Genomic DNA, 25,452 nt, shown 5'->3' with positions numbered 1-25,452 from the left:
TGATCGCCGTTATGGTGACACGGCGAACACACAGCGCTAGGACCCCACCTGTCAGGCGGATGTGTTTTTCTCTACTCGGGTAGAGAGATATCCCTACTTGATGGTCTCCAGCTGCCCCGGACCGGAGGGGGATCTGCCGAGCCGCACCTTCATCGCGTGCTCCACCAGAGTGATGAGGACGTCCTTGCCGGACGCCCGCCTGCGCGCGTCGCAGAGCATGACCGGGACGCCGGGGGGAAGGGTCAGCCCGAGCCGCACCTCCTCCAGGTCGTAGCGACGGGCGCCGTCGAAGCAGTTGACCGCCACGATGAAGGGCGTCTGCCGGCGCTCGAAGTAGTCCAGGGAGGGGAAGCAGTCGGCCAGCCTGCGGGTGTCGGCCAGCACGACCGCGCCCAGCGCGCCCAGCGCCAGCTCGTCCCACAGGAACCAGAAACGCTCCTGCCCCGGGGTGCCGAACAGGTAGAGCCGGTAGGCGTCGCCGATGGTGATGCGGCCGAAGTCCATCGCGACGGTCGTGGTGTCCTTGCCCTCCACCCCCGACAGGTCGTCGACGCCGACGCTGCGGTCCGTCAGCGTCTCCTCTGTGCGCAGCGGCTCGATCTCGGAGACCGCGCCGACCAGGGTGGTCTTGCCCGCCCCGAAGCCGCCGGCGACCAGGATCTTGATCGCCTTGGGCAGGACCGCCTGCCCGGCGTCGCGGCTAGAGCGCACGGAGTCCATCGAGCACCGCCCTGTACATCCTCTCGTCTTGCATGTCCGTCTCCGACTGTGGTTCTTGCAGGGTGACGAGCCCGTGGTCGAGCAGGTCGCTGAGCAGGACGCGGACGGTGCCCGCCGGGAGGTCGACGTGGGCCGCGATCTCCGCCACCGACTGCGGCTGCCGGCACAGGCGCAGGATGGCGTGGCACTCCGGGGTGAGGCCCATCTCCCCGGGGGACGGGGAGCGGACGGTGACCGCCAGGGTGATGAGGTCGAACCGGCCGCGGGTGGGCTCGGTCCTGCCGCGGGTCAGGACGTACGGCCGGACGATCGGCCCCGCCTCCTCCCCGATCCACTGGGCGTCGGGATGCTCGTCGCGAGGGTTCATCGCAGAGCGTCGCCCCCGTCGGCGGAGACCGCCGTCCGCGCGGGCGAGGTGAGGTACTGGCCGACCCGGGTGACGAGCATGGCCATCTCGTAGGCGACGAGACCGACGTCGGCGTCGTCGGCGCAGAGCACCGCCAGGCAGGCTCCCTGCCCCGCGGTGGACACGATCAGGTACGCCGAGCGCATCTCGATGATGGTCTGGCGCACCGCGCCGCCCCTGACCCGGTCGCTGACCCCTCTGCCCAGGCTCTGGATGGCCGAGCCGACAGCGGCCAGATGCTCGGCGTCGGCCGGGTCGAGTCCCGCCGAGGCCGCCATCAGCAGGCCGTCGGTGGAGAAGACGATTCCGTGCTCGGCTTCCGCCACGCGTGTGACCAGGTCGTCCAGCAACCAGGCCAGATCGGCGGCGGGCCCTGTTCCCTGCACCACTCGTTGTCCTCTTTCTGCCGGCCGCCACCGGATTCTCGGCGGCTCGTCGGCGCGGGGTCTCGTGCGCGAATCGCGATCATCGTCCGGGGTCACATGGGTGGCCGATCGTCCTGCGCGCGTTCACCCCCCTCGATCAGCAGTTGCGCCGCCTCGGACCGTCCCCGGCGGGTGCCCGCCTGGAAGGAGGAGAAGGCTGCGCGGATCTCCTCCGGCGAGCGCTCGCCGTCGTCCCCGCTCTCCTGCGGCGCCGGCGGGGGCGCGGGCTCCTGCTCGCGCAGGGGTGCGGCGAGGTGGGTCTGGGGCACGCGCCTCGGCAGGCCGCCGGGGGTGTGGCTGGTGTCGGGCGCCGGCATGACGGACGACGCCGCCGGCGCCGGTACGGGCTCCGCGTTCACGGCCCCTCCCCTGTCCGGCCCGGCAGGCGGGCCGGACGCCGCCAGCTCCTCCGGGCTCACGTGCGCCGTCACCGCCGGCGCCTGCCGTCTCACGGGTGGCGCGGCGGGTTCCAGGGGCGGCCGGGCGGCCGCCGTACGGGCGCCTTCCGCGACGGCCGTACGGGCGTGGACGGCCTCCGCGTGGGTCCGGAGGCCGTCCGCGCGGGCGGCGGCCACGGCCGGCTCCGCGGGCCGTGCGCCGGGGACGCCCTCCCCGGAGGGGACGCCGCCGTCGCTGATCAGGTCCTGCGGGATCAGGACGACGACGGTCGTGCCGCCGTACGGCGAGGCCTTGAACGTCACCCTGATGCCGTGCCGTTCGGCCAGGCGGCTGACCACGTACAGTCCCAGGCGGGCGTTGCCCGACAGCTTGAGCTCGGGCGGGTTGGCGATGCGCTCGTTGGCCGCGGCGACGTCCTGCGGGCTCATGCCCAGGCCCCGGTCCTCGATCTCCACGGCGTACCCGTGGGCCACGACGCTCCCGCTGACCTTGACCGTCGTGTAGGGCGGCGAGAAGGACGCCGCGTTCTCGACCAGCTCGGCCACCAGGTGGATGACGTCGCCGACGGCCCGGCCGTCCAGCGACACCTCGCCCATGGGCAGCACGTCCACCCGGGTGTAGTCCTCGATCTCGGCCAGCGCGCCGCGCACCACGTCGAGCATCGGGACCGCCTCCCGCCAGGCGCGGCCCGGGGCCGCCCCCGACAGGACCAGGAGGTTCTCCGCGTAGCGGCGCATGCGGGTGGCCAGGTGGTCCAGCCGGAACAGGTCCCGCAGCTCCTGCGGGTCCTGCTCGCGCCTTTCCATGGCGTCCAGCACGTTCAGCTGGCGGTGCACGAGGCCCTGGGTACGGCGGGCGAGGTTGCGCAGGATGTCGGCGATGTCGCGCCGGAGCTGGGCCTGCTCGGCCGCCACCTTGATCGCGGTCTGCTGGACGGCGTTGAAGGCCCTGCCGACCTGGCCGATCTGGTCGTCGCCGAACTCCAGCGGCGGCGCCTCGGCGGCCACGTCCACGTTCTCGCCGTGACCGATCCGGTCCACCACGCCGGGCAGCCGCTTGTCGGCCAGCTCCCAGGCCGCGGTCCGCAGCTTCTCCAGCTGCTGGACCAGGGCGCGGGCCGTGGTGATGGCCAGGACGACCGAGGCGATGACGGCGACCAGGCCCAGGCCGCCGGCGAGCACGAGCCGCACGATGACGCCGGTGGCCACCGGCACGGCGCGCTCCACCACGCCGCCGCCGGCGGTGAGCACGCTCTGCGCGAACCTCGACAGCGCGGGCTGGGCGTCACCGCTCCACTTGACCGCGTCGACCAGCCCGAGCGCCACCGCGTTCCGGTTCTCGACGAGCAGGTCCTCCATGGCGGTCAGCCGGGCGAACTGCTGGCTGTCGGCCATCTTCCGGTAGGCGTCCTGGTCGGCGGCCGGCAGCTCCGCCACCGCCTGGTCGAGCATGAAGCGCCGGGTGCCGACGATCTGCGTGAAGCGGACGCGGTCGTCGTCGCCGAAGCGGCCCTCGGTCAGGGCGCCCATCACCAGGGCGTCCTCCTGGGCCAGCATGTCGCGGGCCCGGTTCATCGTGATGAGCGTCCGGGTGTCCTTGGCGAGTTCGTCGTCGTCCAGCGTGGCCAGCGAGTCGTAGACGCGGAAGACGGCGTCGACGGCGCCGGTGAACCCCGCGATCGCCCGGGTGCGGTCGGCGCGGCCGCCGTCGATCGCCTTGCGCATGGCGTCCAGGCCGTCCAGCGACCGGAGGGTCTCGGCGATGCGGCGTTCGAGGGCCGCGCTCCCCAGCCACTTCACGCCGTTGGAGGAGGTGCGCCTGCGGAAGTCGGCACCCGCCTCGTCGGTGCGCTTGCGCTGGGCGGTCAGCGCCTCCCGGCGGGCCTGCGTCCCCGGCTCACCGAGCGTGATCGCGGTGAGCCTGCGCTCGGCCTGCAGTTCGACGATGAGCCGCTCGCCGGGCTCGGCCACGTCGGAGTTGAGGGTGGCCACGCCCAGCATGTTCACGCCGTCACGGACGGTCACCCACGCGGTGAATGCCCAAAGTGCGGTGAGCGACACCAGAAGCGCCGTGACCTTGGTCCGCAAGCGCGCATTGCGCAAGCGCATGGCATCCACCCCGAGAACAGGAAGAAAGAGCGAGCAATTTCAGCAATCGGCAAATACGCCGAATGGCCACCATAAGTCACGGATCAGCGGGATATCCCGCATCACACCCGCTGAACCTTAGCAATGTCCATAAACACACTCAAGGCAGGGGGGAATGAATGAGGCTTTCTGTCCCTTTTGTAGGTTTACGGTAGGTTTTCAAGGCGAGTCAGAATCTGATAAGGCCAGTGTCCGGCCCGCCAGGTGGAGCGCCCCCAGCACCGCCGTGCGGACGATCGTCCCCGGCAGGTACAGGTCCTTGTCGACCCACAGAGGCGGCGCCGGCCGGTCACGGAGCTCCAGCAGCCGGCGGTACCCGCGTTCCACGGCCTCCCGCGGCCCGGACCGCTCCCCCGCCGGCGAGCCGGTGAGCGGCCCGGCGGGCGGCGCCTCCGACCGGCCGCCGGGTGAGCCGGTGAGCAGCAGGGTCTGCAGCGCGTAGGCGGTCTCCTCGGCGGTGCCCTCCCACCGGCCCCACGACCCGTCCGGGCGCTGTCCGCCGAGCACCCAGTCCACCGCGCGTCCCACCGCGCCCGCCGACTCGGGGCCGCCGAACTCGTGCAGCGCGATCGCGCAGCAGGCCGTGGCGTAGTACGGCGAGGCGTGCCAGCGGTCCGGCCAGCTCCCGTCGCCCCGCTGGAGACCGCGCAGCCAGGCCGACAGCTTGGCCACGACGGCCGCGTGGCGGGGCTCCCCGCCACGGCGGCGCACGTACTCCCCGAAGGCGTCCAGAACGTGCGCGTTGGTCGTCGGGGACATCCCCTCCTCCCCGCGCCAGGTGCAGAAGTGGGTCCCGGTCTCGAACGGCCACAGTCCCCGCGGCTCGTGCGGCTCGCCGAGCAGCGCCAGGGCGTACAGCGCGACGGAGGTGGTGTCGGCGTCGGCCGGCAGCCCCGGCCCGGTGGCCGCCCCCTCGGGGGCCAGCGCCTCCCGCAGGCTCGCCATCAGCTCGGGCGGCGCGTCCACCGGGATCCCGGCACGCCGCAGCCAGCTCAGCGCCCAGCCGCGCTCGAACAGGGTGATCGGGAAGGCGCAGGGCACCGGACCGCCGGAGCGCGCCACCACCGCCTCCAGATACCTCCGTACCGCGGCCTCCCCCTCCGGACCACCCGACGCGGCGCCGGGCCGCGCGGCCAGCCAGGCGGCGCTCGCGGCGGGTGAGGCGCCGACGGCCGCCATCGCGCCGGGCATCGGGGTGGGGGCGACCCGGCAGGCGGCCAGCGCCTCGTGGCCCGCGATCTCCAGGGCGTGCACCAGCTTCTGCGGGACCGCCGCGCCGGAGGCCAGCAGGGCTCTGACCGACGCCAGCTTGGCCTTGTCCATACCCGGTGGCAGCCCCGGTCCGCGGTCCCCGGGACGGTTCTCGCCGGGCGGCCCGGCGTCGAGGTGACCGTCGATCAGGTCGAGCAGGGACGGCACGATCAGCTCGATCGCCGGCAGGTCGGGCAGGGGCGTGCCGGCGCCGCCGTACGGCCACTCCTTGAGGGCCTCCAGCCCACGGGCGGCGGCCTTGGCCAGGAGTCCGGGATCGGCGTGGGAGCCCTCGCGCCGGAACTCGGCCAGCAGCGCCTCGACCGCGCTCAGGGTGGGCACCAGGGCGTATCCGCCGGATGGGCCCCAGGCACCGTCCGCGCGCTGGGCGTCGAGCAGGAAGTCGACGCGGTCGGCGTGCCCCGTCAGCCACGGGGCCAGGCTCACCACCCGGCCCGTCTCGTACGGCGAGGCCGACACCCGGCCCCAGGGCTCGGCCAGCAGCCCGGCCACCAGCCCCGCGACCTCCGCGGCCACGTCGGCTCCCGGCCCGCCGGCCTCCGGCGACACCTGCGGTCCGGGCGTCCCGGCAGGCGCGGACGGCCGGACCGGGGCCTCGGCGGGTCCGGCGACGGGCGGGCCCGCACGCCTCACAGCGTCCCCCAGTAGTCGCCCACCTGGTAGAACCCCGCGCAGAAGTCCATCTGCCGCTCCATGTAGGCGGCCAGTCCCGGGTGGGCGCCGCGCAGCGGGGCGAGCAGTTCGCGGGCGCCGGCGGCGAGCTCGGCGACCCGCCGCTCGACCTCGTCGCGGCCGGCGCCCAGCAGCAGGGCGTTGAGGTCGCCCCAGGCGACGTCCCGCTCGTAGGTGCCCAGGTCGTTGAGGAGGCGGATGACCCGCTGCACGGCCCGGCCCGCCTCGCGCAGCGGTCCGATGCCGGCGACCGGTTCCTCCCCGGTGACGTGGATCCAGTGGGCGGTGAAGGCGAAGGAGAAGCCCAGGTTGTCGGCGTTGCCGAGATACTCCTCCAGGGTCGGCACGACCTCCTCGGCCTTCCAGCGCCACTCCGCGAGCATCCCGTCCAGCATGCGCCTGAGCTCGTCGCGCCAGACCGGCCCGAGGGCCGTGAAGGCCGGTGCGGCGGCGAGCTCGTCGCGGATGTCGGCGAGCATGCGCGTGAGGTCGTCGCCGGGGAAGGGCGGGGCTCCGGCCGCCACGTCCAGGCACCGCCGGGCGATGTCCTCCACCTCGGCCCGCGAGGCGGCGGCGTAGTCGACCAGCCAGTCCAGGCCGAACGCCCACAGGGAGGTCTTGTTCGCCATCCGCAGCTGACCGGGGGTGAACCACGGCCCGCTGAAGGCCATGGCCAGCGAGAGCGTGCTGTACAGGGCGGCGTCGAACGGCTTGGCGGAGAACAGGTCCGGATAGGCCTTGGCCCACTCGCGCATGTCCCGCTGGGAGCGGCCGGCGCCGGCGCAGATCGTTCCGCACTCCGCCGCCGTCGGCCGGGCGGCGGGATCGGGCTGGATCGTCATCGGGAGACCGCGCTCCGATCGTGTCCGGCCGCAGGACTCCGGTCACGCCGGGCGAAGGACACGCCCAGATGCACCTTGCCCTTGGGACGCAGCGAGGCGGCCCAGGCCACCGTGAACGGTCCCGGGGTGCGCACCGACAGGCGGTAGCGGCTGAGGATGGAGGCCACGACGAGCGGCCCTTCGACGTAGAACAGGTGCTCGCCGAGGCACTTGTGCGGACCGCCGCCGAAGGGGAAGTAGGAGTAGCGGTGGCGGCGCTCCCCGCCTGCGCTCTTGTCCGGCGCGAACCGCTCGGGGTCGAACTCGTCGGGGCGCTCCCAGACCTCCTCCAGCCGCTGTGTGGCGTAGGGACTGATCAGCACCGTGGAACCGCGTTTGATCCGCACGCCGCCGATCTCCGCGTCCTCCATGACATGCCTGGGCAGGAGCCAGCCCGAGGGGTACAGGCGCAGGGCCTCCAGCAGGACCATCCGCGTGTAGGACAGATGCGGGACATGCTCGGCGCCGGCGGGCCCGTCCCCCACCACCTCGTCGATCTCCGCCTGGAGGCGGGCCGCGACGCCCGGGTGCTCCTCCAGCAGCAGCCACAGCCAGGTGAGGATCATCGCGGTGGTCTCCGACGCGGCGGCGTACACGCTGACCAGGGCGTCACGGATCTGCTTGGCGGTGAGCCGCTCGCCGTTCTCGTCGGTGAAGCGGCACAGCACGGAGACGACGTCGAGGTTGTCGTCGGGGTGGGCCATCGCCTCATGGACGACCGGGAAAACCACGTCGTCGATCTGCTTGACGCCCCTCAGGCAGGCCCGGTCGCGGGGGATCCGGATGAAGTAGGGCATGAACGGCATGAGGAAGCGGTAGACGAGCGAGTGGGAGACCAGATCGAAGGCGGGGACGATGCGCTCGGCGTCCTTCCGGCTCAGCTTGTCCCCGAACAGCACCCGGTTGACGATGTAGGTGAGGACGCCCGACATCTCGGCGGTGGCGTCGATGTCCCGCCCGGTCCGGGCGTGCTCGTCCCACTCTTCGATGCGCCCGGCGACACGGGCGGCCACCTCGTCGGCGAGCGTGGCGATGTACCGCGTGGTGAACAGGGGCTGCAGGATCGCCCGGCTGGTGTGCCAGGGCTCGCCGTCACCCATGATGCTGTGGCCGAACAGCCGCTCCAGGGGCCGCCAGAACATCCCCACCCGCTGGTAGTTCGTCCACTCCAGGCGCATCACCTGCTGGACGTGATCGGGGTGGGTCACCAGGTAGGGCCGGAACGGGCCCAGGTTCAGCCGGACGACCTGACCCTCGGCCTCCCGCGCGAACTCCAGCAGCGCGCCCGCCGGGTCGTTCATGAGCCTGCGCACGGTTCTGCGCATCGGGATGGACCTCACCCGCCGGACGGGTCCGGCCTCCACGTCGATCGGCATGCCAAGCGTCTCCCACCTCGCGTGAGCGAATCCGCGCAGCGCGGAACACCGTCCGCGTGGCCACGCGGACGGGACGGCACGCCGGGAACCGGGACACCGCTCCGTGCCCCTTCTCCACCCGGGAACGGGTCAGGACCGGTCAGCCGACGGCCCCCGGCCGTTCCCGGACTTCGCCGTACGCCCCTTCGGGGCGTTACACGCTAAAAACGCCTCGCATCACAGCATTCGCATTTTCTCCGGATGAAGTATCACATGATCCACTAGTCGTGATCAAGTTCGCATCCAATCCGAATTATCTCTACATCCGGACAAACAGCACCGTTAACGTTAAGTTAACGAGAGGCCCCGAAGGGGCTTTCCGGCTTCTTTTCAGGGCCGTCACCCAGCGTGACGGCCGAGCCGTTCCGGGGATCCACTCCCTCGCGAGGGCTCCGGTGGGGACTCCTGCGAGAACTCCGGGGAGAAGGCGGCGAGGATGCGGTCGGCGGCCAGGGCGGGGGTGATCGTGCCGTCGAGGACCCCGCGCTCGGCCTCGGCGGCGGCGGCCGCCACCGCCGGGTGGTCGTGCAGCCGCCGCAGGAGCCGGTCGGTGACCATGGACCAGGTCCAGCCGACCTGCTGGCGCCGCCGCTTGGCGGCCAGTTCGCCGGAGGCCTCCAGGGCGTCGCGGTGCGCGACGATCTGCCGCCACAGCTCCTCCAGCCCGGCTCCCTCCCGCCCGCTGCACGTCAGCACCGGCACCGCCCGCTCCGAGCGCAGCAGCCGCAGCGCCCCGGCCAGTTCCCTGGCGGCCCGGCGGGCGTCCATCTCGTGCGGGCCGTCGGCCTTGTTGACCGCGATCACGTCGGCCAGCTCCAGCACGCCCTTCTTGATGCCCTGGAGCTGGTCGCCGGTCCTGGCCAGCGCCAGCAGCAGGAAGGTGTCCACCATGTCCGCCACGGCGGTCTCCGACTGGCCGACGCCCACGGTCTCCACCAGGACGACGTCGTATCCGGCCGCCTCGACGACGACCATGGCCTCCCTGGTCGCCTTGGCGACCCCGCCGAGGGTGCCGGAGGTCGGCGAGGGCCTGATGAAGGCGTCGTCGTCGACCGCCAGCCGGGCCATCCGGGTCTTGTCGCCCAGCACGCTGCCGCCGGTCCGGGTGGAGGAGGGGTCCACCGCGAGCACCGCCACCCGGTGGCCCTCCCCCGTCAGCAGGGTGCCGAGCGCGTCGATGAACGTGGACTTGCCCACCCCGGGCACGCCGGAGACGCCCACCCTGCGGGCCCCGCCGGCCAGCGGGGTCAGCTCGACGAGCAGCCGCTGCGCCAGCTCCCGGTGGTCGGCCCTGGTGGACTCCACGAGGGTGACGGCCCGGCCGATCCAGCGCCGGGAGCCCGACCGCACGCCCCGGAGGTAGTCCTCAAGAGTGCTCACGGCTCAGAACCCCGTCACAACTCGGGCCTCGCCGCGGGCGGCCTCACTGCAGACGCTCTCACCGCGGGCGGCCTCAGGACTCATGACCCAGCCGGGCCGACAGCTCCGCCAGCAGGCCCAGGGCGGCGTCGGCGATCACTGTGCCCGGCGGGAAGACCGCCGAGGCCCCGGCCGCGTGCAGCTCCTCGACGTCGTCCGGCGGGATGACGCCGCCGACGACGATCATGATGTCCTCGGCGTCCAGGTCGGCCAGCGCCTGCCGCAGCGCGGGCACCAGGGTCAGGTGCCCGGCCGCCAGCGAGGAGACGCCCACCACGTGCACGTCGGCCTCGACCGCCTGGCGGGCGACCTCCTCGGGCGTCTGGAACAGCGGGCCGACGTCGACGTCGAAGCCGAGGTCGGCGAAGGCCGTGGCGATCACCTTCTGGCCCCGGTCGTGGCCGTCCTGGCCCATCTTGGCGACCAGGATGCGCGGGCGGCGCCCCTCGGCCCGCTCGAACGCGGCGCACGCCGTACGGACCTCGTCCACGCCGGACCCCACCTCCTCGCGGTACACCCCGGAGATCGTACGGATCTGACCCGCGTGCCGCCCGAAGACCTTCTCCAGCGCGTCGGAGATCTCCCCGACCGTCGCCTTGGCCCGGGCCGCGTCCACGGCCAGCGCGAGCAGGTTCTGCTCCAGACCGGGCGCGCGGGTGCCGTTCACCGCGGCGTCGGCGGCCTTCGTCAAGGCCGCGAGCGCCTCCTCCACCGCGCGCGGGTCGCGCTCGGCGCGCAGCCGGCGCAGCTTGTCCAGCTGGCTGGCCCGCACGGCGGTGTTGTCGACCTTGAGCACCTCGATCGGCTCGTCGGCGTCGGGGCGGTACTTGTTGACGCCGATGACCGGCTGCCGCCCCGAGTCGATGCGCGCCTGGGTGCGGGCGGCGGCCTCCTCGATGCGGAGCTTGGGCAGCCCGGCGTCGATGGCCCTGGCCATGCCGCCGGCCGCCTCGACCTCCTCGATGTGCGCCCGCGCCTTGGCGGCCAGTTCGTGGGTGAGCCGCTCGACGTAGTAGGAGCCGCCCCACGGGTCGATCACCCGGCAGGTCCCCGACTCCTGCTGCAGCAGCAGCTGGGTGTTGCGGGCGATTCGCGCGGAGAAGTCGGTGGGCAGCGCCAGCGCCTCGTCCAGGGCGTTGGTGTGCAGCGACTGGGTGTGGCCCTGGGTGGCGGCCATCGCCTCGACGCAGGTGCGCACCACGTTGTTGAACACGTCCTGCGCGGTGAGCGACCAGCCGGAGGTCTGCGAGTGGGTGCGCAGCGACAGCGACTTGGGGTTCTGCGCGCCGAACCCCGCCACCAGCTCCGACCACAGCAGCCGGGCGGCCCGCAGCTTGGCGACCTCCATGAAGAAGTTCATGCCGATGCACCAGAAGAAGGACAGGCGCGGCGCGAACCGGTCGACGTCCAGTCCGGCCTCGACGCCCGCCCGCAGGTACTCCACGCCGTCGGCGAGGGTGTAGGCCAGCTCCAGGTCGCACGTGGCCCCGGCCTCCTGGATGTGGTACCCGGAGATCGAGATCGAGTTGAACTTCGGCATCTTCTCGCTGGTGAAGGCGAAGATGTCGGAGATTATCCGCATCGACGGCCCCGGCGGGTAGATGTAGGTGTTGCGGACCATGAACTCCTTGAGGATGTCGTTCTGGATGGTCCCGGCCAGTTGCCCGGGCGCCACCCCCTGCTCCTCGGCGGCCACGATGTACAGCGCCAGGATCGGCAGCACCGCGCCGTTCATGGTCATCGACACGCTCATCCTGTCCAGGGGGATCCCGTCGAACAGCTGCCGCATGTCGTAGATCGAGTCGATCGCCACGCCCGCCATGCCGACGTCGCCGGCCACGCGCGGGTGGTCGGAGTCGTAGCCCCGGTGGGTGGCCAGGTCGAAGGCGACCGACAGGCCCTTCTGCCCGGCGGCCAGGTTGCGCCGGTAGAAGGCGTTGGACTCCTCGGCGGTGGAGAACCCGGCGTACTGCCGGATGGTCCACGGCTGGTTGACGTACATCGTCGGGTACGGCCCGCGCAGGTACGGCACCGCGCCCGGATAGGTGTGCGGGAAGTCCAGGCCGTCGAGGTCGGCGGCCGTGTAGAGCGGCTTGACCCCGATCCCCTCGGGCGTCTCCCACACCAGTTCGTCCGGGTCGTGACCGGTCTCCTCCCGTACGGCCCGCGCCCACCGGTCCGGATCACCCGGTACGGCGTCCGCCCGGCCGCCCAGCTCAATTCCTGAAAAATCCGGAATCATCGGGTCACCTCCAGGTCGTCGAAGGTCTCGCGGAGCACGGCCAGGGCGTCACACCCGGCGAAGATCACGGCGTCCACCCCCTCGTAGGATCCCTTCCCCGCCAGCCAGACCTTCCGCGCCCCGGCCGCGCGCAGCGCCGCGGCCACGGCCACGGCGTGCTCGCCGTACAGCCGGTCGCTGGAGCACAGGCAGACGACCGGCGTGCCGCTCGCGGCGAAGGCGGCGGCGATGCGCCCGGGATCGGTCTCCGGGCCGGAGGGGACGGTGGCGATGCCCCCGGACTGGAACAGGTTGGCCGCGAACGAGGCCCGGGCCGTGTGCGCGGCCACCGGGCCGAGCGTGGCCAGGAAGACGCTCGGCCGGGTCTCCTGCGCGTCGGCCAGGTCGCGCAGCGCCTCGAAGTCCTGCGCGTAGGCGATCCGCGGCAACCCGCCGGCGGCCCGCCCGGTCTCCCCCGCTCCTTCCCCGGCCCCCCGCCCTCCGGCCGGACCCTCCGCGCCGCCGCGGGACGCCCCGGCCTCCGTCTCCGCACCCGGCCGGGGTGCCCGTACCGGGAGCCGCTCGGCGAGGTTCGGGAACTCGCTGACGCCGGTGACGGGGTCGCGGCGGTGGGCGATGTTCGCCGTCCGCCGCTCCCGGGTGTGCGCCAGACGGCCGGCGACCAGGCCCGCGTCCAGGGCCGCGGCCATCCCGCCCGCGCGCTCGATCTCCTGCAACCACTCCCAGGCCCGGCCCGCGAGGTCCTCGGTGAGCCGCTCGACGTAGAAGGAGCCGCCCGCCGGGTCGGTCACCCGGGCGATGTGCGCCTCCTCGACCAGCAGCGAGTGGGTGTTGCGCGCGATGCGGCGGGAGAAGGCGTCCGGCAGGCCGAGCCGGGTGTCGAACGGCTGGACGGTCACCGCGTCGGCGCCGCCGACCCCGGCGGCGAAACAGGCCAGGGTGGTGCGGAGCATGTTCACCCACGGATCCCGGGCCGTCATCATGGCCGAGCCGGTCACCGCGTGCTGCACCTGTCCGGCGCCCTCCACCCCGCACACCTCGGCGACCCGCGCCCAGAGCCGGCGCGCCGCGCGGAGCTTGGCGATGCCGAGGAACTGGTCGGCGGTGACGGCGTAGCGGAACTCCAGCTGCCCGAACGCCTGCTCCGCGGTGAGCCCGCCGTCCGTCAGCGCCCGCAGGTAGGCGACGCCGGTCGCGATCGAGCAGCCCAGCTCCTCGGCGTCGCTCCCGCCCGCGTCGTGGTACGGCGTCGCGTCCACGACCATCGCCCGCACCCCCGGGAACTCCGCCGCGCACCTGCGGGCCAGTTCCACCGCGTCCACGAGCCCGCCACCGCTCCGGCGACCTCTCTCGGCCCCGGCCTCGGATCCCCCTTCGCCGTCCTGAGCGGAGGAGCCGCCGGGAGTGCCGGCCTCCGCGGGGAGATCGCCGGATACGCCGGTGCGGGCTCGCAGGGCCAGGGGGTCGGCGCCGAGGGTGGCGGTGAGGACGGTGGAGGGCCTCCCGGCCGATCCCGCCTTCCGGGCGGCGAGCGCGAACAGGGTCTCGGCGGCCTCGCGGGTGCGCTCTCCCGCCTCCAGCGTCACCGAGACGAGCTCCAGGTGGACCCGCTCCAGCACCTTCGGCAGGTCCTGCGGCTCCAGGGCGAGCCAGAGCGAGGTGGCCCCGTTCTCCAGGTCGGCGAGGACGGCCTCGGGGTCGGCCACCTCGTGGCGCTGCCGTACCTCCCAGCCGCCGGCCACCGGGCGGGAGCCGCGCGTATGGGGGGCCAGGCCCGGCAGGCCCGGGTCGCCCGGCAGGTCGGACAGGTCGTAGAGCGGCGCGACGGTCACTCCGTCATAGGTGACCGAGGCCAGCGCCTCCTCCGGGGAGGAGGCCTCCGCCCCGGACTTGCGCAGCACTCCCAGCGCCAGCTCCCGCCACTGCTCGCGCGTGGTCGACGGGAACGGCGGAGAGGACGCGGGCGACGGGGACGCTGCGGCCGGTCGGGGCTCCTCGGGCGGCACGGTCATGAACCGGATAGTAGGCGGCCCCCGTCCAGAACATTACTTCGGGGGCCGCTTGGCGCGTTCCCGCGCGTTCAGGTGACGGGCTCCTCCCAGGACGCGTTCCAGGTGGCGCGGTCGACCTCCCCGGTCACGGGCAGGCCCTTCTCCCGCTGGAACCTCCGGGCGACGTCGCGGGACTGCTCGCCGTACAGGCCGTCGACGTCGATGCTCCAGCCGCGCGTGCGCATCTGCTGCTGCCAGGTGCGCACGTCCTCGCCGACCATGACCGGCGGGTACTTGAGCGTCCGGCCGGGGAAGGAGGGGTGGGGCTCGGGCGGGTCGGGGTCGCCGCCGCCGCCGGGGCGGGGCGCGCCCCGCCTCACCCACGCGTAGAGCGGCTCGCCCGGACAGGAGGTCGCGTAGCCGTCACGGTGGCCCTTGATCTCGCGCCCGGCGCCGCCTCGGTCACGGAGGTATTCGACGGCGTCGAGGATGCCGTGCAGCATCTCGTCGTTCGGCTGGACCAGGCCGGAGGAGCCGACCAGGCCGAGCACCGCGTAGTGGCCGCTGTTGAGCCCGGATCCGTTGGCGGCGGGAAGGTGCTTGGGACCGCGCCCCACGAACACCTTGCGGTGCGGGCAAGCGATCATGGAATAGCCGATGTCCATCCATCCGTTGCCGTCCATGTGCTGGTTCTGGATGGACTTCACCAGCGCCACGCATTTCGCGTGGTCCTCGACGATCGCCGGGTCGACCCGTCCCCCCGTGTAGTGAACCTTCACCCCTTTCGTCGAGCTGAGCGAGGAGTAGGAACCCCGCGGCGCGCGGGCACCCCATTCACGACGGGACACGAGGTCGATGGCCACAAAGATCTCCAGGGGGTCGGGCATCGGTGGCTAACCGGAGCGTAATGGGTGACGCGGCGCGTGACGGGAGGTTTACCGATTGATCTACCCGGGCTCCGTACGCGCGACTCCGGAAACGGACCATCGCTGACTTTCCGTGAACCGATCGGCTAAACCCGCCGCCCTATGCCCGCTCCCGCCCGGATCGCTAGCCTTGACCGCGTGCCCACGGCTCCGCTGACCCCCGACGATCCCGACAGGCTCGGTGAGTTCCGGCTGACCGGGCGGCTCGGCGAGGGCGGCCAGGGCGTCGTCTACCTCGCCTACGCCCCCGACGGCCGGCCGGTGGCGGTCAAGCTGCTGTTCCGCTCCGACGCCGAGACGCGCAGGCGGCTGACCAGGGAGCTGTCGGCCCTGGAGAGCGTCGCCCCGTTCTGCACCGCGCGCGTGCTGGACGCCTCGGTGGACGGGCCCCGGCCCTACGTGGTGAGCGAGTTCGTCGACGGCCCCTCCCTGGAGCAGCGGGTCGACCGGCACGGGCCGCTGCGCGACGGCGAGCTGGAACGGCTGGTCGTCGGTACGGCCACCGCCCTGGCGGCGATCCACGCGGCCGGGGTGGTGCACCGCGACTTCAAGCCCTCCAACGTGCTGCTCGGCCCGGACGGCCCCCGCGTGGTGGACTTCGGCATCGCCAGGGCCGACGGCCCGGCGACCCATACCTCCGGCCTGATCGGCACCCCCGCCTACCTGTCCCCCGAGCAGATCGCCGGCTCCCCGGCCTCGCCCGCCTCCGACGTGTTCGCCTGGGCGGCCACCATGGTCTACGCGGCGAGCGGGAGGTCGCCCTTCGGCGCCGACACCGTGCCCGCCGTACTGCACCGCGTCATGACCCACCATCCCGACCTGGCGGCCCTGCCCGCCCGCTATCGCGGGCTGATCGCCTCCTGCCTGGACAAGGACCCGGCCCACCGCCCGGGGGCCCGCGCCCTGATGGTCAGCCTGGTGGACCCCGGGGCGGGGGCCGCGCCCTCGACCGAGGACCTGGCCAGGATCGGCAGCGAGATGGCCTCCCCCACCGGCGCCCCGTACGACCCCCGCGGCCACGCCGTACCCGGCCCCCATCCCGCCGCCCCGCCACGCCACGCCGCGCCCGGTCTCCCCTCCGCGGCGGGTGCCCACCCCTCCGACCCGGGACGGACGGGCCCCGGGTCCTCCGCGCTCACCACCCGGCCGGGACGGAGACGTCCCCGGGGTCTGGTGGTCGGCTCGGTGCTGGTGGCGGCGTCCGCGCTGGTCGTCGCCGGGATCGTCGTCTGGACGGTCCTCGGCGACCGCACCGGTGCCGCCCTCGGCGGCGAGACCCCGGCGACCACCGGGTCCGCCTCCGCCGGGCCCACGGGGAACGCCGCGGGGGAGACCGCGTCCGCGCAACCCTCCGGGAGCGGCGACCCCTCTTCGGCCGAGGACGGGCTGAAGATCCCCGCCTCCTTCGCCGGGAAGTGGGCCGGTGACGACATCACCTCCACCAATCCCCTCGCGTCCGGGACGAAGCGGATCGAGGTCGAGCTTCAGGCGGGCAAGGCCGATGCGGGCTGGGCCGAGCCGGGCAGCAGGTGCACCGGCCGGATCGCCTTGCAGCGCGTCGAGCAGGACACCCTGGTCTTCGCGCTGGGGGCCGACACCGGCTGCGTGCCGGGGACGGTCTGGCTGGCCAGGAAGGGCGACCGGCTCACCTACACCTGGAAGGACGAGCCGGGGCTCGGCCTCGTCACCGAGACCGGAGATCTCTCCAGGGCCTCCTGACGCCGGGGCGCCGGAAAACCCTTCGACCTGTACGGCGGCGAGCGGGATCATGGTCGTCATGTCCGTGCTGAAGGAGGTACGTTTCGCGCCGGAGCAGCGTCCGGCGGAGCTGCCGATGAACATCTGGCTCGACGACGGCGACACCGCGGTCGACGTCATCGACGCCCTCGCGCTGTCCCCGTTCGCCTCGGGCGACCAGCCCTGGTCCCGTACGGTCGGCCTGGAGCGGGTGCGTTCCGACGCCTCTCTCATGCCCGCCGCCGGGACGCTCGTGCGGGCCGCCGGGGAGGACGACGGCCGCGACTCGCGCCTGATCGTCGGCGACGGCTGGACGCTGCGCGTGGTCCGCTACAAGAACCGCTCCGCCACCCTCAGCGTGAGCGCGATCAGCGACGAGCTCGCCAAGGCGGTCCTGGAGGAGATCACCGAGGACGCGACGGAGCCCGCTCCGGAGAGCGACCACGTCGAGATGGGCTTCTGGTGGCGGGGCGGCCACGGCAGCCGCCGCTCGGGCAAGCCGATCACCACCGCGCCGTGGGCGGAGGTCAGGGGCAACTACGCCCGGTCGCTGCACGACCCGCTCTCCCGGCTGATGTCCGTCACCCCGCAGGAGGTGCGCGGCCGTCTGGTCCTGCTGCACGGCCCGCCCGGCACCGGCAAGACCACCCTGCTGCGCACCCTCGCCCACGAGTGGCGGTCGTGGTGCCAGGTCGACTGCGTCCTGGACCCCGAGCTGCTGTTCGGCTCCCCCGGCTATCTGATGGAGGTCGCGGTCGGCTCCGACTGCGGCGACGACGGCGACAAGTGGCGCCTGCTGGTCCTGGAGGACTGCGACGAGCTGATCAGGGGCGGGGCCAAGGAGGCGACGGGGCAGGGCCTGTCCCGCCTGCTCAACCTCACCGACGGCCTCCTCGGCCAGGGCCGCGACGTCCTGGTGGCCATCACCACCAACGAGGACCTGGCCCGCCTGCACCCGGCCGTGGTCCGCCCGGGCCGCTGCCTGGCCCAGGTCGAGGTGGGCGCGCTGCCGTACGACGAGGCGGCCGCCTGGCTCGGCACCGGCGAGGGCGTCCCCGCCTCGGGGGCCACGCTCGCCGAGCTGTTCGCCCTGCGCGAGGGCGTGGCCGCCCAGAGCACGGCCCCCGACACCACCGGTCTCTATCTCTAGGACCTGCGCGTCTGCGAGCCCCGTACGGAGCCCGGATCCTCAGCCGAGCAGCAGGGCCAGGGCCAGGGCGAACAGGAGGGAGTCGAGCCGGTCCAGCAGCCCGCCGGCTCCCGCCAGCCAGGAGGCCGAGTCCTTGACCTCGGCGCCCCGCTTGACCATCGACTCCAGGAGGTCGCCCAGCGGGGCGCCGAGCGCCACGGCGACCGCCAGGGCGGGGGTGAACGCGCCCAGCAGGGCCAGCACCCCCAGACCCGCGGCGGCCCCGGCCAGGACGCCGCTCCAGTGCTTGGCCGGCGACAGCGGCGAAAGACGCGGCCCGCCCAGCGACCGGCCGGCGAACGAGGCGGTGATGTCGGCGACCGACACCGCGGCGAACACCGCCAGGGCCGCCGGGCCGAGCAGGACCACCCCGATCAGCGGGGTGAACCAGACGACGCCGAGCACGCCCAGGCACAACCGGTTCAGCCCGCCGGCCGCGTCACCGGCGAGCAGCGGGACCAGGGCGACGGCCAGGACGGCGGCGGCGGACACGCGGGGCAGCTGCGCGGGGGCCAGCCAGGCGGTCACCGGCAGCACGGCCACGGCGGCGCCGAGCACCACGCGGTCCGGCACGGGCGACCGGGTCAGCAGGCCGTACTCGACGGCGCACACCACGCCCACCGCCGCGGCGAGGGCGGCGGCCCCGCCGGGACCGGCGTACAGGACGGCGACCACCGCGGGTACGGCCACCGCCCAGACGCACCACCGCAGGATGTACTCCCGCCGCCGCGACAGCGCGACGGCGACGCCACCGATCACAAGCGCGCCGGCGAGGTAGGGGATCAGATCCCCTACCTCGGTCACGTCGCGTCTTTCACGAGGTCGCGCAGGGCCTCGGCGACGGTCGCGGCGATCCTGGCGTTGGCCGCGGCCCCGCGCACCGCGATCCGTACCGTCCTGCCTTCGAAGGCCGGCGACATCGGCGACAGGTCGCGCAGGAACACTCCCTGCTCGCGGCACCGGCGGACCAGGCGGGCGGCGCCGGGGCCACCGTAGGGCAGGGTGAGCAGGACGAAGTTGGCCACCGTCTCCTGGACGTGCACGTCCTCGCCGGTCGCGGCGAGCGCGGCGGCCAGCTCGGCGCGCAGAGTCCGGGTCCGCGCCCAGCGGCCGGCGTAGTAGCCGGGATCGCCGAGGGCGTGCACCGCCGCGATCTGCGCCGGCAGGCTCACCGCCCAGGGCGGGGTCCAGCGGCGCACCTCGGCCGCGACCTGCGCGGGCGCGGTGAGATAGGCCGCCCGCAGCCCCGACAGCGCGTACATCTTCGACAGGGAGGTGCACACGACGGCGTTGCCGGCACTGGCGGCGTACGGCTCCAGCGACTGCCCCGGACCGGCGTAGCCGACGTAGGCCTCGTCGATCCAGAAGCGGGTCCCGTCCGGAGCCGTCGCCAGCACCTCACGCAGCTCGTCCGCGCCGAGGTGCACGCCGGTGGGGTTGTTGGGGTTGACGACGACCACCAGGTCGTAACGCCCGCGCAGGGCGGCGGCGAGGCGGTCCGGGTCGATCCGCCAGCCCTCCTCGCGCCGGAGCGCGAACCGGTCGGCGCGGGCGCCGATCACCCGCTCGACCACGTGGGCGTACTCGCCGTAGGAGGGGTCGACCAGCAGCACCCGGGAGGAGGCGTCCAGCCAGCCGCGGAACGCGCGGAAGATCAGGTCGGACGAGCCGGCCCCGACCGCGACGGACTCGGCGGGCAGGCTCCGGCGGGCCGCGACCTCCTCGATGAGCCCCTCGGCCTGCGTGGGCGGGGAGGTGTGCGCGATCCAGTCCTGGTGAGCGGTCAGGGCCGCGGCGGCCGCGGGAGCGGGCGGGAACCAGGCGTCGAGCACGTCGGCGGGCACGATGTCGCCGTGCGCCCCCAGGGTGTCGAAGCGGCGGCCCAGCGCTTCGATCGAGCTGCCGCCGTGCTCGCAGGCGCCCGCGGCGGGCAGGAAGGGCGTCTCCAGGCTCCAGCGCACCTGTGGTTCCAGGGCGCGCAGCACCGGGCCGTACGTCCGCAGCGTCCGCTCGGCGAGGTCGGCCACCTCACCGCTCAGCAGCTCGAAGGTCAGCTCCCCCGAGCGCACCGGCACGCCGGTGGAGGTCAGCCCCAGTTCCAGGTACATCGGCAGGAGCTCGCTGCGGCCCAGGGCCACGACGGTACGGCCGCCGTGCGCCATCACCCAGCGCAGCGCCGCGTACATCAGCAGTTTCCCGGTCAGCGCGCCCCGCCGGCTCGGCTCCACGGTCAGGATGCGGATCTCGAACACCCCGTCCCGGTTCAGGACGGGGTGCTCCTCACGCCGGAGATATTTGTCGATCGAGTAGCGTCCCCGCCACGGGGGCGTCACGCTGATGAACCCGGCAGGGCGCCCCCCGCGGGCCGCCACGATGTAGACGTTGCCCTCGTCGAGCTCGTCGCTCAGCCGCCCGGCGTCGTTGACGGCGTGCTGGCCGAGCTCACGGGCGTACACCTCGTGCCGGAGCCGGTAGATCCACTCACGGTCGGCACGCGATCCCGGACGCAGTTCCAGCTCATCGGCATCCACGACCATGGCCCCTCCGTATTCGACGCCCTGCGTCCTGCGTCCTGTGTGTCTCCCCGGGCCCATCGTCGCCGATTCGCGGTGCGATATCGGCGCAAGGGCTTTCGACACGCTCTGTTCGCGGAGTCGTCCGTGGTTCCCGCCGCCGGCGCCGGAACCGCCTGCCGGCTCCACCGGCGGGCCCGGGACGTCCGCGGCCGGTCAGGGACGGGTGAGGAGGCCGTGGAGACAGCGGCACTCCTGCAGGAACGGGTTGCCGCCCCGGCGGGCGGCGACCGCCGTGATCTCGGGGATCTCTCCCCGGGCTCCGGCCCAGCCGGCGAGTTTGCGGGCGAAGACGAAGAACTCCAGCAGGGCCTTGCGGGGCCGCTCGCCGGGGGCGGGGAGGGCCGCGGGCAGGATCGCGGCGGTCATCGTCCAGGCATCCCGGACGGCGCCCTGCCGTACGGCGTCGTTCAGGATGGACCGCACGGCGCCGAGGGTGATCCAGAATCGGCGGAGCCGCCGGCCGAGGTCCGCGCCGAGGTCCGCGGCGGGCAGGGCTCCGGTGGCCGCCAGGTGCAGCAGGGCCCGGCTCGGGTGGGTGGACAGGCCCATGACGAGCCGTTCGGCCAGGAGCAGGGCGGTCGCCTGGCCGGTCGGGCCCTGGAGGAGGGCGAGGTTCGGGAGTCGCTGCTGGGCGAACCCGTCGCCCCGGTCGTCCCAGCGCCGGAACGGGAGCATGTGGGCGGCGACCACCTCGCGGTGGGACGGCATGACGCTCGGCCACCAGTCCAGATCCTCCTTGGCGGGACCGGGCCCCGGGCCGGTGACGGGCGAGGCCACCAGGGTGGCGACCAGCTCGGCGACGGCAGCCGCCAGCCGGTCACCGCCGGGACCGTCGTCACCGGCCCGCCGCTCCGGGGAGGCGGTGCCGGCCGAAGCGGTCACCGTGCCGTCCGCCGGAGAAGCCTCCGGTGGACCGATCTCCGCGCCGTCCGCCGGAGAAGCCTCCGGCGAGCCGGTCACCGCGTCATCGGCCGAAGTGACCTCCGCCGGGCCGGTCGTCGCGTCGTTCCCCGAAGGGGTGATCGTGACCACCGCCATGACCTGCCGGGGGGTGAGGGGCCCGTCCGGTTCTCGCTCGTCGAGCCAGTGCCCGGCCGGGTTCTCCTGCTGTCTCCACTGCTCGTCCTGCGCCTCGGGTGAGCAGAACCACCGGACGGCCACCTCCGGATCGGGCAGTCCCATGCCGGCCAGCCTGCGGGCGGCCTCGCGACCGGCCGCCGAGGTCAGCCCTGCGGCCCGCGCCGCCGCGCCGGGGTCGGCGGTCCTGGGCAGCCGGAGCAGTGCCTGCGTCAGGTCCGCGAGGAGCGGTTCTGCCCCCGCCTCCTCCAGGCGTTCGAGGCGGGCGACCAGCTCGGCCGGGTCCAGGTGGCCGGTGGTGAGGGTGGGGGTGGCCAGCAGCAGCGGCGGGAGCGCGCCGTCCCGCAGGGCGGCGAGGATCTCCTCCTGGCGGCGGCGGATGAGGTGGCCCGGCCCGAGGACCTGCCACGCCGCATGGGCGCCTCTCCGCAGGGCCCCCGGAGGAACAGTCACCGGCCCGGCCGGGAATTCGCCGGCGGGCGTGCTCTGCGCGGCCGAAGGCTCGCCGGTGAGAACGATCTGCGCGGCCGGTTCTTCAGTGCGGACGACCCGGGCGAGCGGGAGATCTCCGGAATGAGCGGCCGGCTCGGGCACGCGGTCCGCGCCGAGCTTGAGGAACCCACTCACGAGCGCGGCGGACCACAGCTGCGGGGACCGGTGCATCCCGCGCCTGCGGGTCTCCGCCAGTGCCTCGCGCAGCCCTTCGGCATCCCGTACGGCGCAGCGCACGAACCCCGCGAGGAAGCGCTCGGCGGCGATCCAGCCCTGCGCGCCGTACAGGGCGGCCACCTCCTCGGGTCTCTCCGGCGTCGCGAGGAAGGCGACGGGAGGGCTCAGTGTGGGGATCGCCCGGGGTTGGAGGACCTCCTCGGGCTCCGGTTCGGGTTCGGGCTCCTGCCGGAGCTCTCCGCCGAAGGCCGCCGCCATCCGGTTGTGCAGATCGGGCGGGAGCTGCCCGGTCGCCTCCCGCAGCGTCCGGGCGCCGGGCGGGGTGAAGGCGGCGGCGTGCCTGACCGCCAGGCGCACGGCCCGTTCCTGTACGGCGCGCGCCTGGTGTCCCAGGGCCGGGGCCAGCGCCGGGACCAGCCCGTCGGCCCGCTCCGGATCCGCCTTCAGCCGTTCCTCCAGCCAGGCGAGACCGTCCCGCACCAGACCGCCCTCGGCCCGGAACAGCAGCCCCTCCAGCGCCTCGACCACCTCGGCCGCATCCAGCGGTTCCAGGGCCCCGGACCCCTCGGCGGCATCGACCGTCTCCGTCCTGCCCGAGGCCCCTCCGACCGCCGGGGCCGCTCCGGCGGCCGTCCCCGCCGGATCCGCGTCCAGGCGGCGCAGGTGCCTGAGCGCCAGCTCCGCCACCGGCCCCGGCGCCACCGGCAGCAGCCGCAGGTAGTCCCGCGCCCGCGCGGCCGCCTCGGCCGCCGACGGCTCCAGCAGCTCGTGCAGGCGGGCGAAGAAGCGCAGGTCGGCGGCGTCCCCGCCGCGCAGGAACCGGCCTGCGCAGCCGCTCAGCAGCATCTGCCTGGAGATGCGGCCCTCGGCCGCCAGCGCGTGCAGCACCCCCAGCCAGGAGTCCGGCGCGAGCGGGTCGGCCCGCTCCTCCCGCAGCGCCCGGCCTGTCCCCTCCGCCTGGAAGATCCTGGGCACCAGCACGTCCAGGAGCGGGTCCTCGCGCAGCCGATCCGCATCCGGCGTCATCGTCACCCAGCCCACCACCAGCGGGTCGTGCTCGGGCGGCGCCGTCCCGAGCTGCCGGAACAGCTCCAGCGCCGGCGGCAGATGCCGGTCGACCGGGTCGCCGTACCAGTTCACGTCCCCGCGGACGCCCCTGACCTTCAGCGCCAGCCGTACCGCCAGATCGGCCCGCCACTCGGCCGGGCGCGCCGCGACGGCCCGGGCCACCGGCCCGACGGCGTCGGCCGGAGAGCCCCAGCGGTCGAAGTCGCGCCGGTTGAGCCAGGAGATCACCGCCGTCACGCTCTCGATCGTGCCCGCGCCGGCGGCGCGCATCGGGTCGATCCAGGCGTCGCGCTCGGCGGAGCGTGTGCCGGGGCCCGCGCCGTGCAGCCAGTCGTGGTGCAGGTTACCCGCCCAGAGGCGGCGGTCCTCCCGGAGGAGCCCGCGCTCGGCGGCGTACCGGTCGAACTCCTCCTGCCCCATCTCCATCGCCTGGACGCGCTCGACGAGCAGCCGCTGCTCCTTCTCCGCCGTGGCCCGGTGGGCCGCCTCACGCGCCGCGGCGATGTGGCCGGGCAGCTCGCGGGCCACCTCGCGCCGCTCCGCCCGGTCCAGCTCCGCGACCCGGGCCGCGACCTTGTCCGCGTCGCCCGCGTCGATGAGCGCGCGGACCTCCTCCCACACGCTCACGAGGCCCCCGCCGGCCGCGTGCCCGCCACCGCCGCGTCCGCGGCACGCCCACCCGGTCCGCTCGCACCGGGGATCTCACGGGCGGCGATGCGGGCGGCGAGCACGTGCTTGCAGGGGCCGCGCGAGCCCCGGTGGTCGTACCACCACTCGCAGGTGCACGAGCCCTCCTCCATCCGGACCCGGCGCACGCCGCCGTCCGTGGTGACCTCCGCGGAGTCCGCGCCGCTCAGCCGGACGGCTCCGGCCTCGACGAGCTTGCGGGCGGAGGTGAGGCGGGGGTTGAGCGCCGCGACGTGGGTGCGGTCGTAGGGCAGCTCGCGGTGGAAGTGGGCGGCCTCGGCCAGGTCGTAGCCGACCCGGCCGGCGGTGCCGAGCTGGGTCAGGGCGGCGCGGACCCGCTCGACGGACAGGCCGGAGCGCCCGGCGAGCACGCCGAGCTCCAGGGTGGGCTCGAAGTTGAGCAGGACGCCGATCAGGTCGGCGTCGTCGGCGGTCTCCTCGCGGGACAGGTCGTCCAGGACCGCGCCCTCGCCGGAGAAACCGCGCCAGGCCTGCGGGGACAGGGCCAGGGTGTAGCGCATGCCGGGCAGCTCCAGCTCCCAGGCGCCGGCGCCCGAGCCGTCGGCGGGGCCGTACACCCGCAGGGCCTTGGCGAAGCGCAGCAGCCGCGTCATCGTCGCCAGCCGCCCGACCCCGGCCAGGTGGACCCCGCCCGCCCCGGCCCGGTCCGTCACCCGCAGCTCCCGCCCGGCCGGCACCGCCCACACCTCGGCCGAGGCCCGCTTGGGCAGGCCGCGCAGGAATCGTACGGCCTGCGGGCCGGGCAGCTCGGCGCGCAGGTCGAAGCCGGAGGCGATCACCTGCACCTCGGCGAAACCGCGCAGCCACCGGCCGGGCAGCGGCACCTTCTTCTCCACGACCGCGCCGTCGGCGGTGGTCACGGTCAGCTCGTCGGGGCCGACGCCCACGTGCAGCGGGTCCCGGCCGCCGACCCTGGCCAGCGCCTCGCGCAGCGGGTTGTTGACGTCCACGTTGGTGGTGCCCCGGTCGAAGACCTCGCCGTCGAGGGCGGGACCGAGCACGTCGAGGCGGGCGTAGACGCCGCCGCAGGCGGAGAAGGACTCGAAGCGGAGCCGGTCGCCGCCGCAGGTCACCACGGGGTCGCGGGTGAAGCCGGGCTGCGGCCGGTGATAGCGGGCCAGCGCCACGTCGGCCACCGCGAGCAGCCCCGCCGCGGCGGGCGCGGCCTGGGTGAGCAGCCCGCTGAAGAAACGGGGGTGGTCGAGGAACCCCGTGGCCGTCCTGCCGCCGGAGGTCGACAGTCCCAGGTGGCCCTGCGCGAGGGTGGAGGGTCCGGCGTAGGAGTACGCCTGTACCGCGTTCGTCATGCCGCGGACAGTAGAGCCGTTCACCGACAAAACCGAATTCGCGCCACCGCCGGAACGGCCGTGACGGAACCGATACGGCCCGGGGGCCCGACGTCCGCGCGGGACACGCGTAAGGTCACGAATGGCGGCATTCGAACAGAGAGTGGGGCATCCGGCATTGACTCGTCCTCAGCCCGGCCACCTGCACGATCGTTCCCTTCCCGATC

17 protein-coding genes are annotated in these 25,452 nt (G+C 74.0%); 2 read left to right on the top strand and 15 right to left on the bottom strand.

The features are described 5' to 3' along the window. Positions 1 to 93: 93 nt before the first annotated feature. From Pta02_RS10960 to Pta02_RS10910, 11 genes are all read right to left on the bottom strand, one after another. Entirely contained in the window at positions 94 to 720 is a 627-nt protein-coding gene (locus Pta02_RS10960) for a GTP-binding protein (protein ID WP_203874624.1), read from the bottom strand. Further along, the gene (locus Pta02_RS10955) at positions 701 to 1,087 is read right to left on the bottom strand and encodes a DUF742 domain-containing protein (RefSeq protein WP_203874623.1); all 387 of its coding nucleotides are present in this window, start codon (positions 1,085 to 1,087) and stop codon (positions 701 to 703) included. The genes Pta02_RS10960 and Pta02_RS10955 overlap by 20 nt, the downstream gene beginning before the upstream one ends. Beyond that, entirely contained in the window at positions 1,084 to 1,515 is a 432-nt protein-coding gene (locus Pta02_RS10950) for a roadblock/LC7 domain-containing protein (protein WP_239130111.1), read from the bottom strand. The genes Pta02_RS10955 and Pta02_RS10950 overlap by 4 nt, the downstream gene beginning before the upstream one ends. Before the next feature lie 89 nt (positions 1,516 to 1,604). Next, entirely contained in the window at positions 1,605 to 4,058 is a 2,454-nt protein-coding gene (locus Pta02_RS10945) for a sensor histidine kinase (RefSeq protein WP_203874622.1), read from the bottom strand. 198 nt (positions 4,059 to 4,256) lie between these two features. Beyond that, positions 4,257 to 5,885, bottom strand: a complete 1,629-nt coding sequence (locus tag Pta02_RS10940; protein ID WP_239130110.1) for a prenyltransferase/squalene oxidase repeat-containing protein — start codon at positions 5,883 to 5,885, stop codon at positions 4,257 to 4,259. 113 nt (positions 5,886 to 5,998) lie between these two features. Then, positions 5,999 to 6,883: a terpene synthase family protein gene (locus tag Pta02_RS10935; protein ID WP_203874620.1), complete on the bottom strand. Its 885-nt coding sequence runs from the start codon at positions 6,881 to 6,883 to the stop codon at positions 5,999 to 6,001. Beyond that, entirely contained in the window at positions 6,880 to 8,298 is a 1,419-nt protein-coding gene (locus tag Pta02_RS10930) for a cytochrome P450 (protein ID WP_203874619.1), read from the bottom strand. The genes Pta02_RS10935 and Pta02_RS10930 overlap by 4 nt, the downstream gene beginning before the upstream one ends. 378 nt (positions 8,299 to 8,676) lie before the next feature. Next, a complete protein-coding gene (gene meaB, locus Pta02_RS10925; RefSeq protein WP_203874618.1) occupies positions 8,677 to 9,717 on the bottom strand; it encodes a methylmalonyl Co-A mutase-associated GTPase MeaB in 1,041 nt (346 codons plus the stop codon). 73 nt (positions 9,718 to 9,790) lie between these two features. After that, on the bottom strand, positions 9,791 to 11,998 hold the full coding sequence (gene scpA, locus Pta02_RS10920) for a methylmalonyl-CoA mutase (RefSeq protein WP_203874617.1): 2,208 nt from the start codon (positions 11,996 to 11,998) through the stop codon (positions 9,791 to 9,793). Continuing rightward, positions 11,995 to 14,010 (bottom strand): methylmalonyl-CoA mutase family protein, encoded by a 2,016-nt coding sequence (locus Pta02_RS10915; RefSeq protein ID WP_203874616.1) that lies wholly within the window; start codon positions 14,008 to 14,010, stop codon positions 11,995 to 11,997. Before Pta02_RS10915 ends, scpA begins: the two co-directional genes overlap by 4 nt. A gap of 68 nt (positions 14,011 to 14,078) precedes the next feature. Next, a complete protein-coding gene (locus tag Pta02_RS10910) occupies positions 14,079 to 14,876 on the bottom strand; it encodes a peptidoglycan recognition protein family protein (protein ID WP_239130108.1) in 798 nt (265 codons plus the stop codon). A gap of 177 nt (positions 14,877 to 15,053) precedes the next feature. On the opposite strand from Pta02_RS10910, the gene Pta02_RS10905 reads away from it, so the two are divergent. Both Pta02_RS10905 and Pta02_RS10900 read left to right on the top strand, forming a co-directional pair. Then, entirely contained in the window at positions 15,054 to 16,634 is a 1,581-nt protein-coding gene (locus Pta02_RS10905; RefSeq protein WP_203874615.1) for a serine/threonine-protein kinase, read from the top strand. 58 nt (positions 16,635 to 16,692) lie between these two features. Next, a complete protein-coding gene (locus tag Pta02_RS10900; protein ID WP_239130106.1) occupies positions 16,693 to 17,802 on the top strand; it encodes a DUF5925 domain-containing protein in 1,110 nt (369 codons plus the stop codon). A 39-nt stretch (positions 17,803 to 17,841) separates the two neighbouring features. Here the strand turns inward: Pta02_RS10900 and Pta02_RS10895 are convergent, their stop codons facing one another. From Pta02_RS10895 to Pta02_RS10880, 4 genes are all read right to left on the bottom strand, one after another. Next, positions 17,842 to 18,645 carry a phosphatidate cytidylyltransferase gene (locus tag Pta02_RS10895; protein WP_203874614.1) on the bottom strand — a complete coding sequence of 268 codons (804 nt, stop codon included), beginning with the start codon at positions 18,643 to 18,645 and terminating at the stop codon, positions 17,842 to 17,844. Next, entirely contained in the window at positions 18,642 to 20,378 is a 1,737-nt protein-coding gene (locus Pta02_RS10890) for a histidinol-phosphate aminotransferase family protein (protein ID WP_203874613.1), read from the bottom strand. Before Pta02_RS10890 ends, Pta02_RS10895 begins: the two co-directional genes overlap by 4 nt. Positions 20,379 to 20,570: 192 nt before the next feature. Further along, on the bottom strand, positions 20,571 to 23,858 hold the full coding sequence (locus tag Pta02_RS10885; RefSeq protein ID WP_203874612.1) for a hypothetical protein: 3,288 nt from the start codon (positions 23,856 to 23,858) through the stop codon (positions 20,571 to 20,573). Then, a complete protein-coding gene (locus tag Pta02_RS10880) occupies positions 23,855 to 25,246 on the bottom strand; it encodes an SWIM zinc finger family protein (RefSeq protein WP_203874611.1) in 1,392 nt (463 codons plus the stop codon). The genes Pta02_RS10885 and Pta02_RS10880 overlap by 4 nt, the downstream gene beginning before the upstream one ends. Positions 25,247 to 25,452: the final 206 nt, after the last annotated feature.

The organism is Paraplanobispora takensis (assembly GCF_016863195.1).
Lineage (GTDB): Bacteria > Actinomycetota > Actinomycetes > Streptosporangiales > Streptosporangiaceae > Planobispora > Planobispora takensis.
The sequence above is the reverse complement of the archived record's forward strand: the minus strand, read 5'-3'. Positions and strand labels throughout refer to the sequence as shown.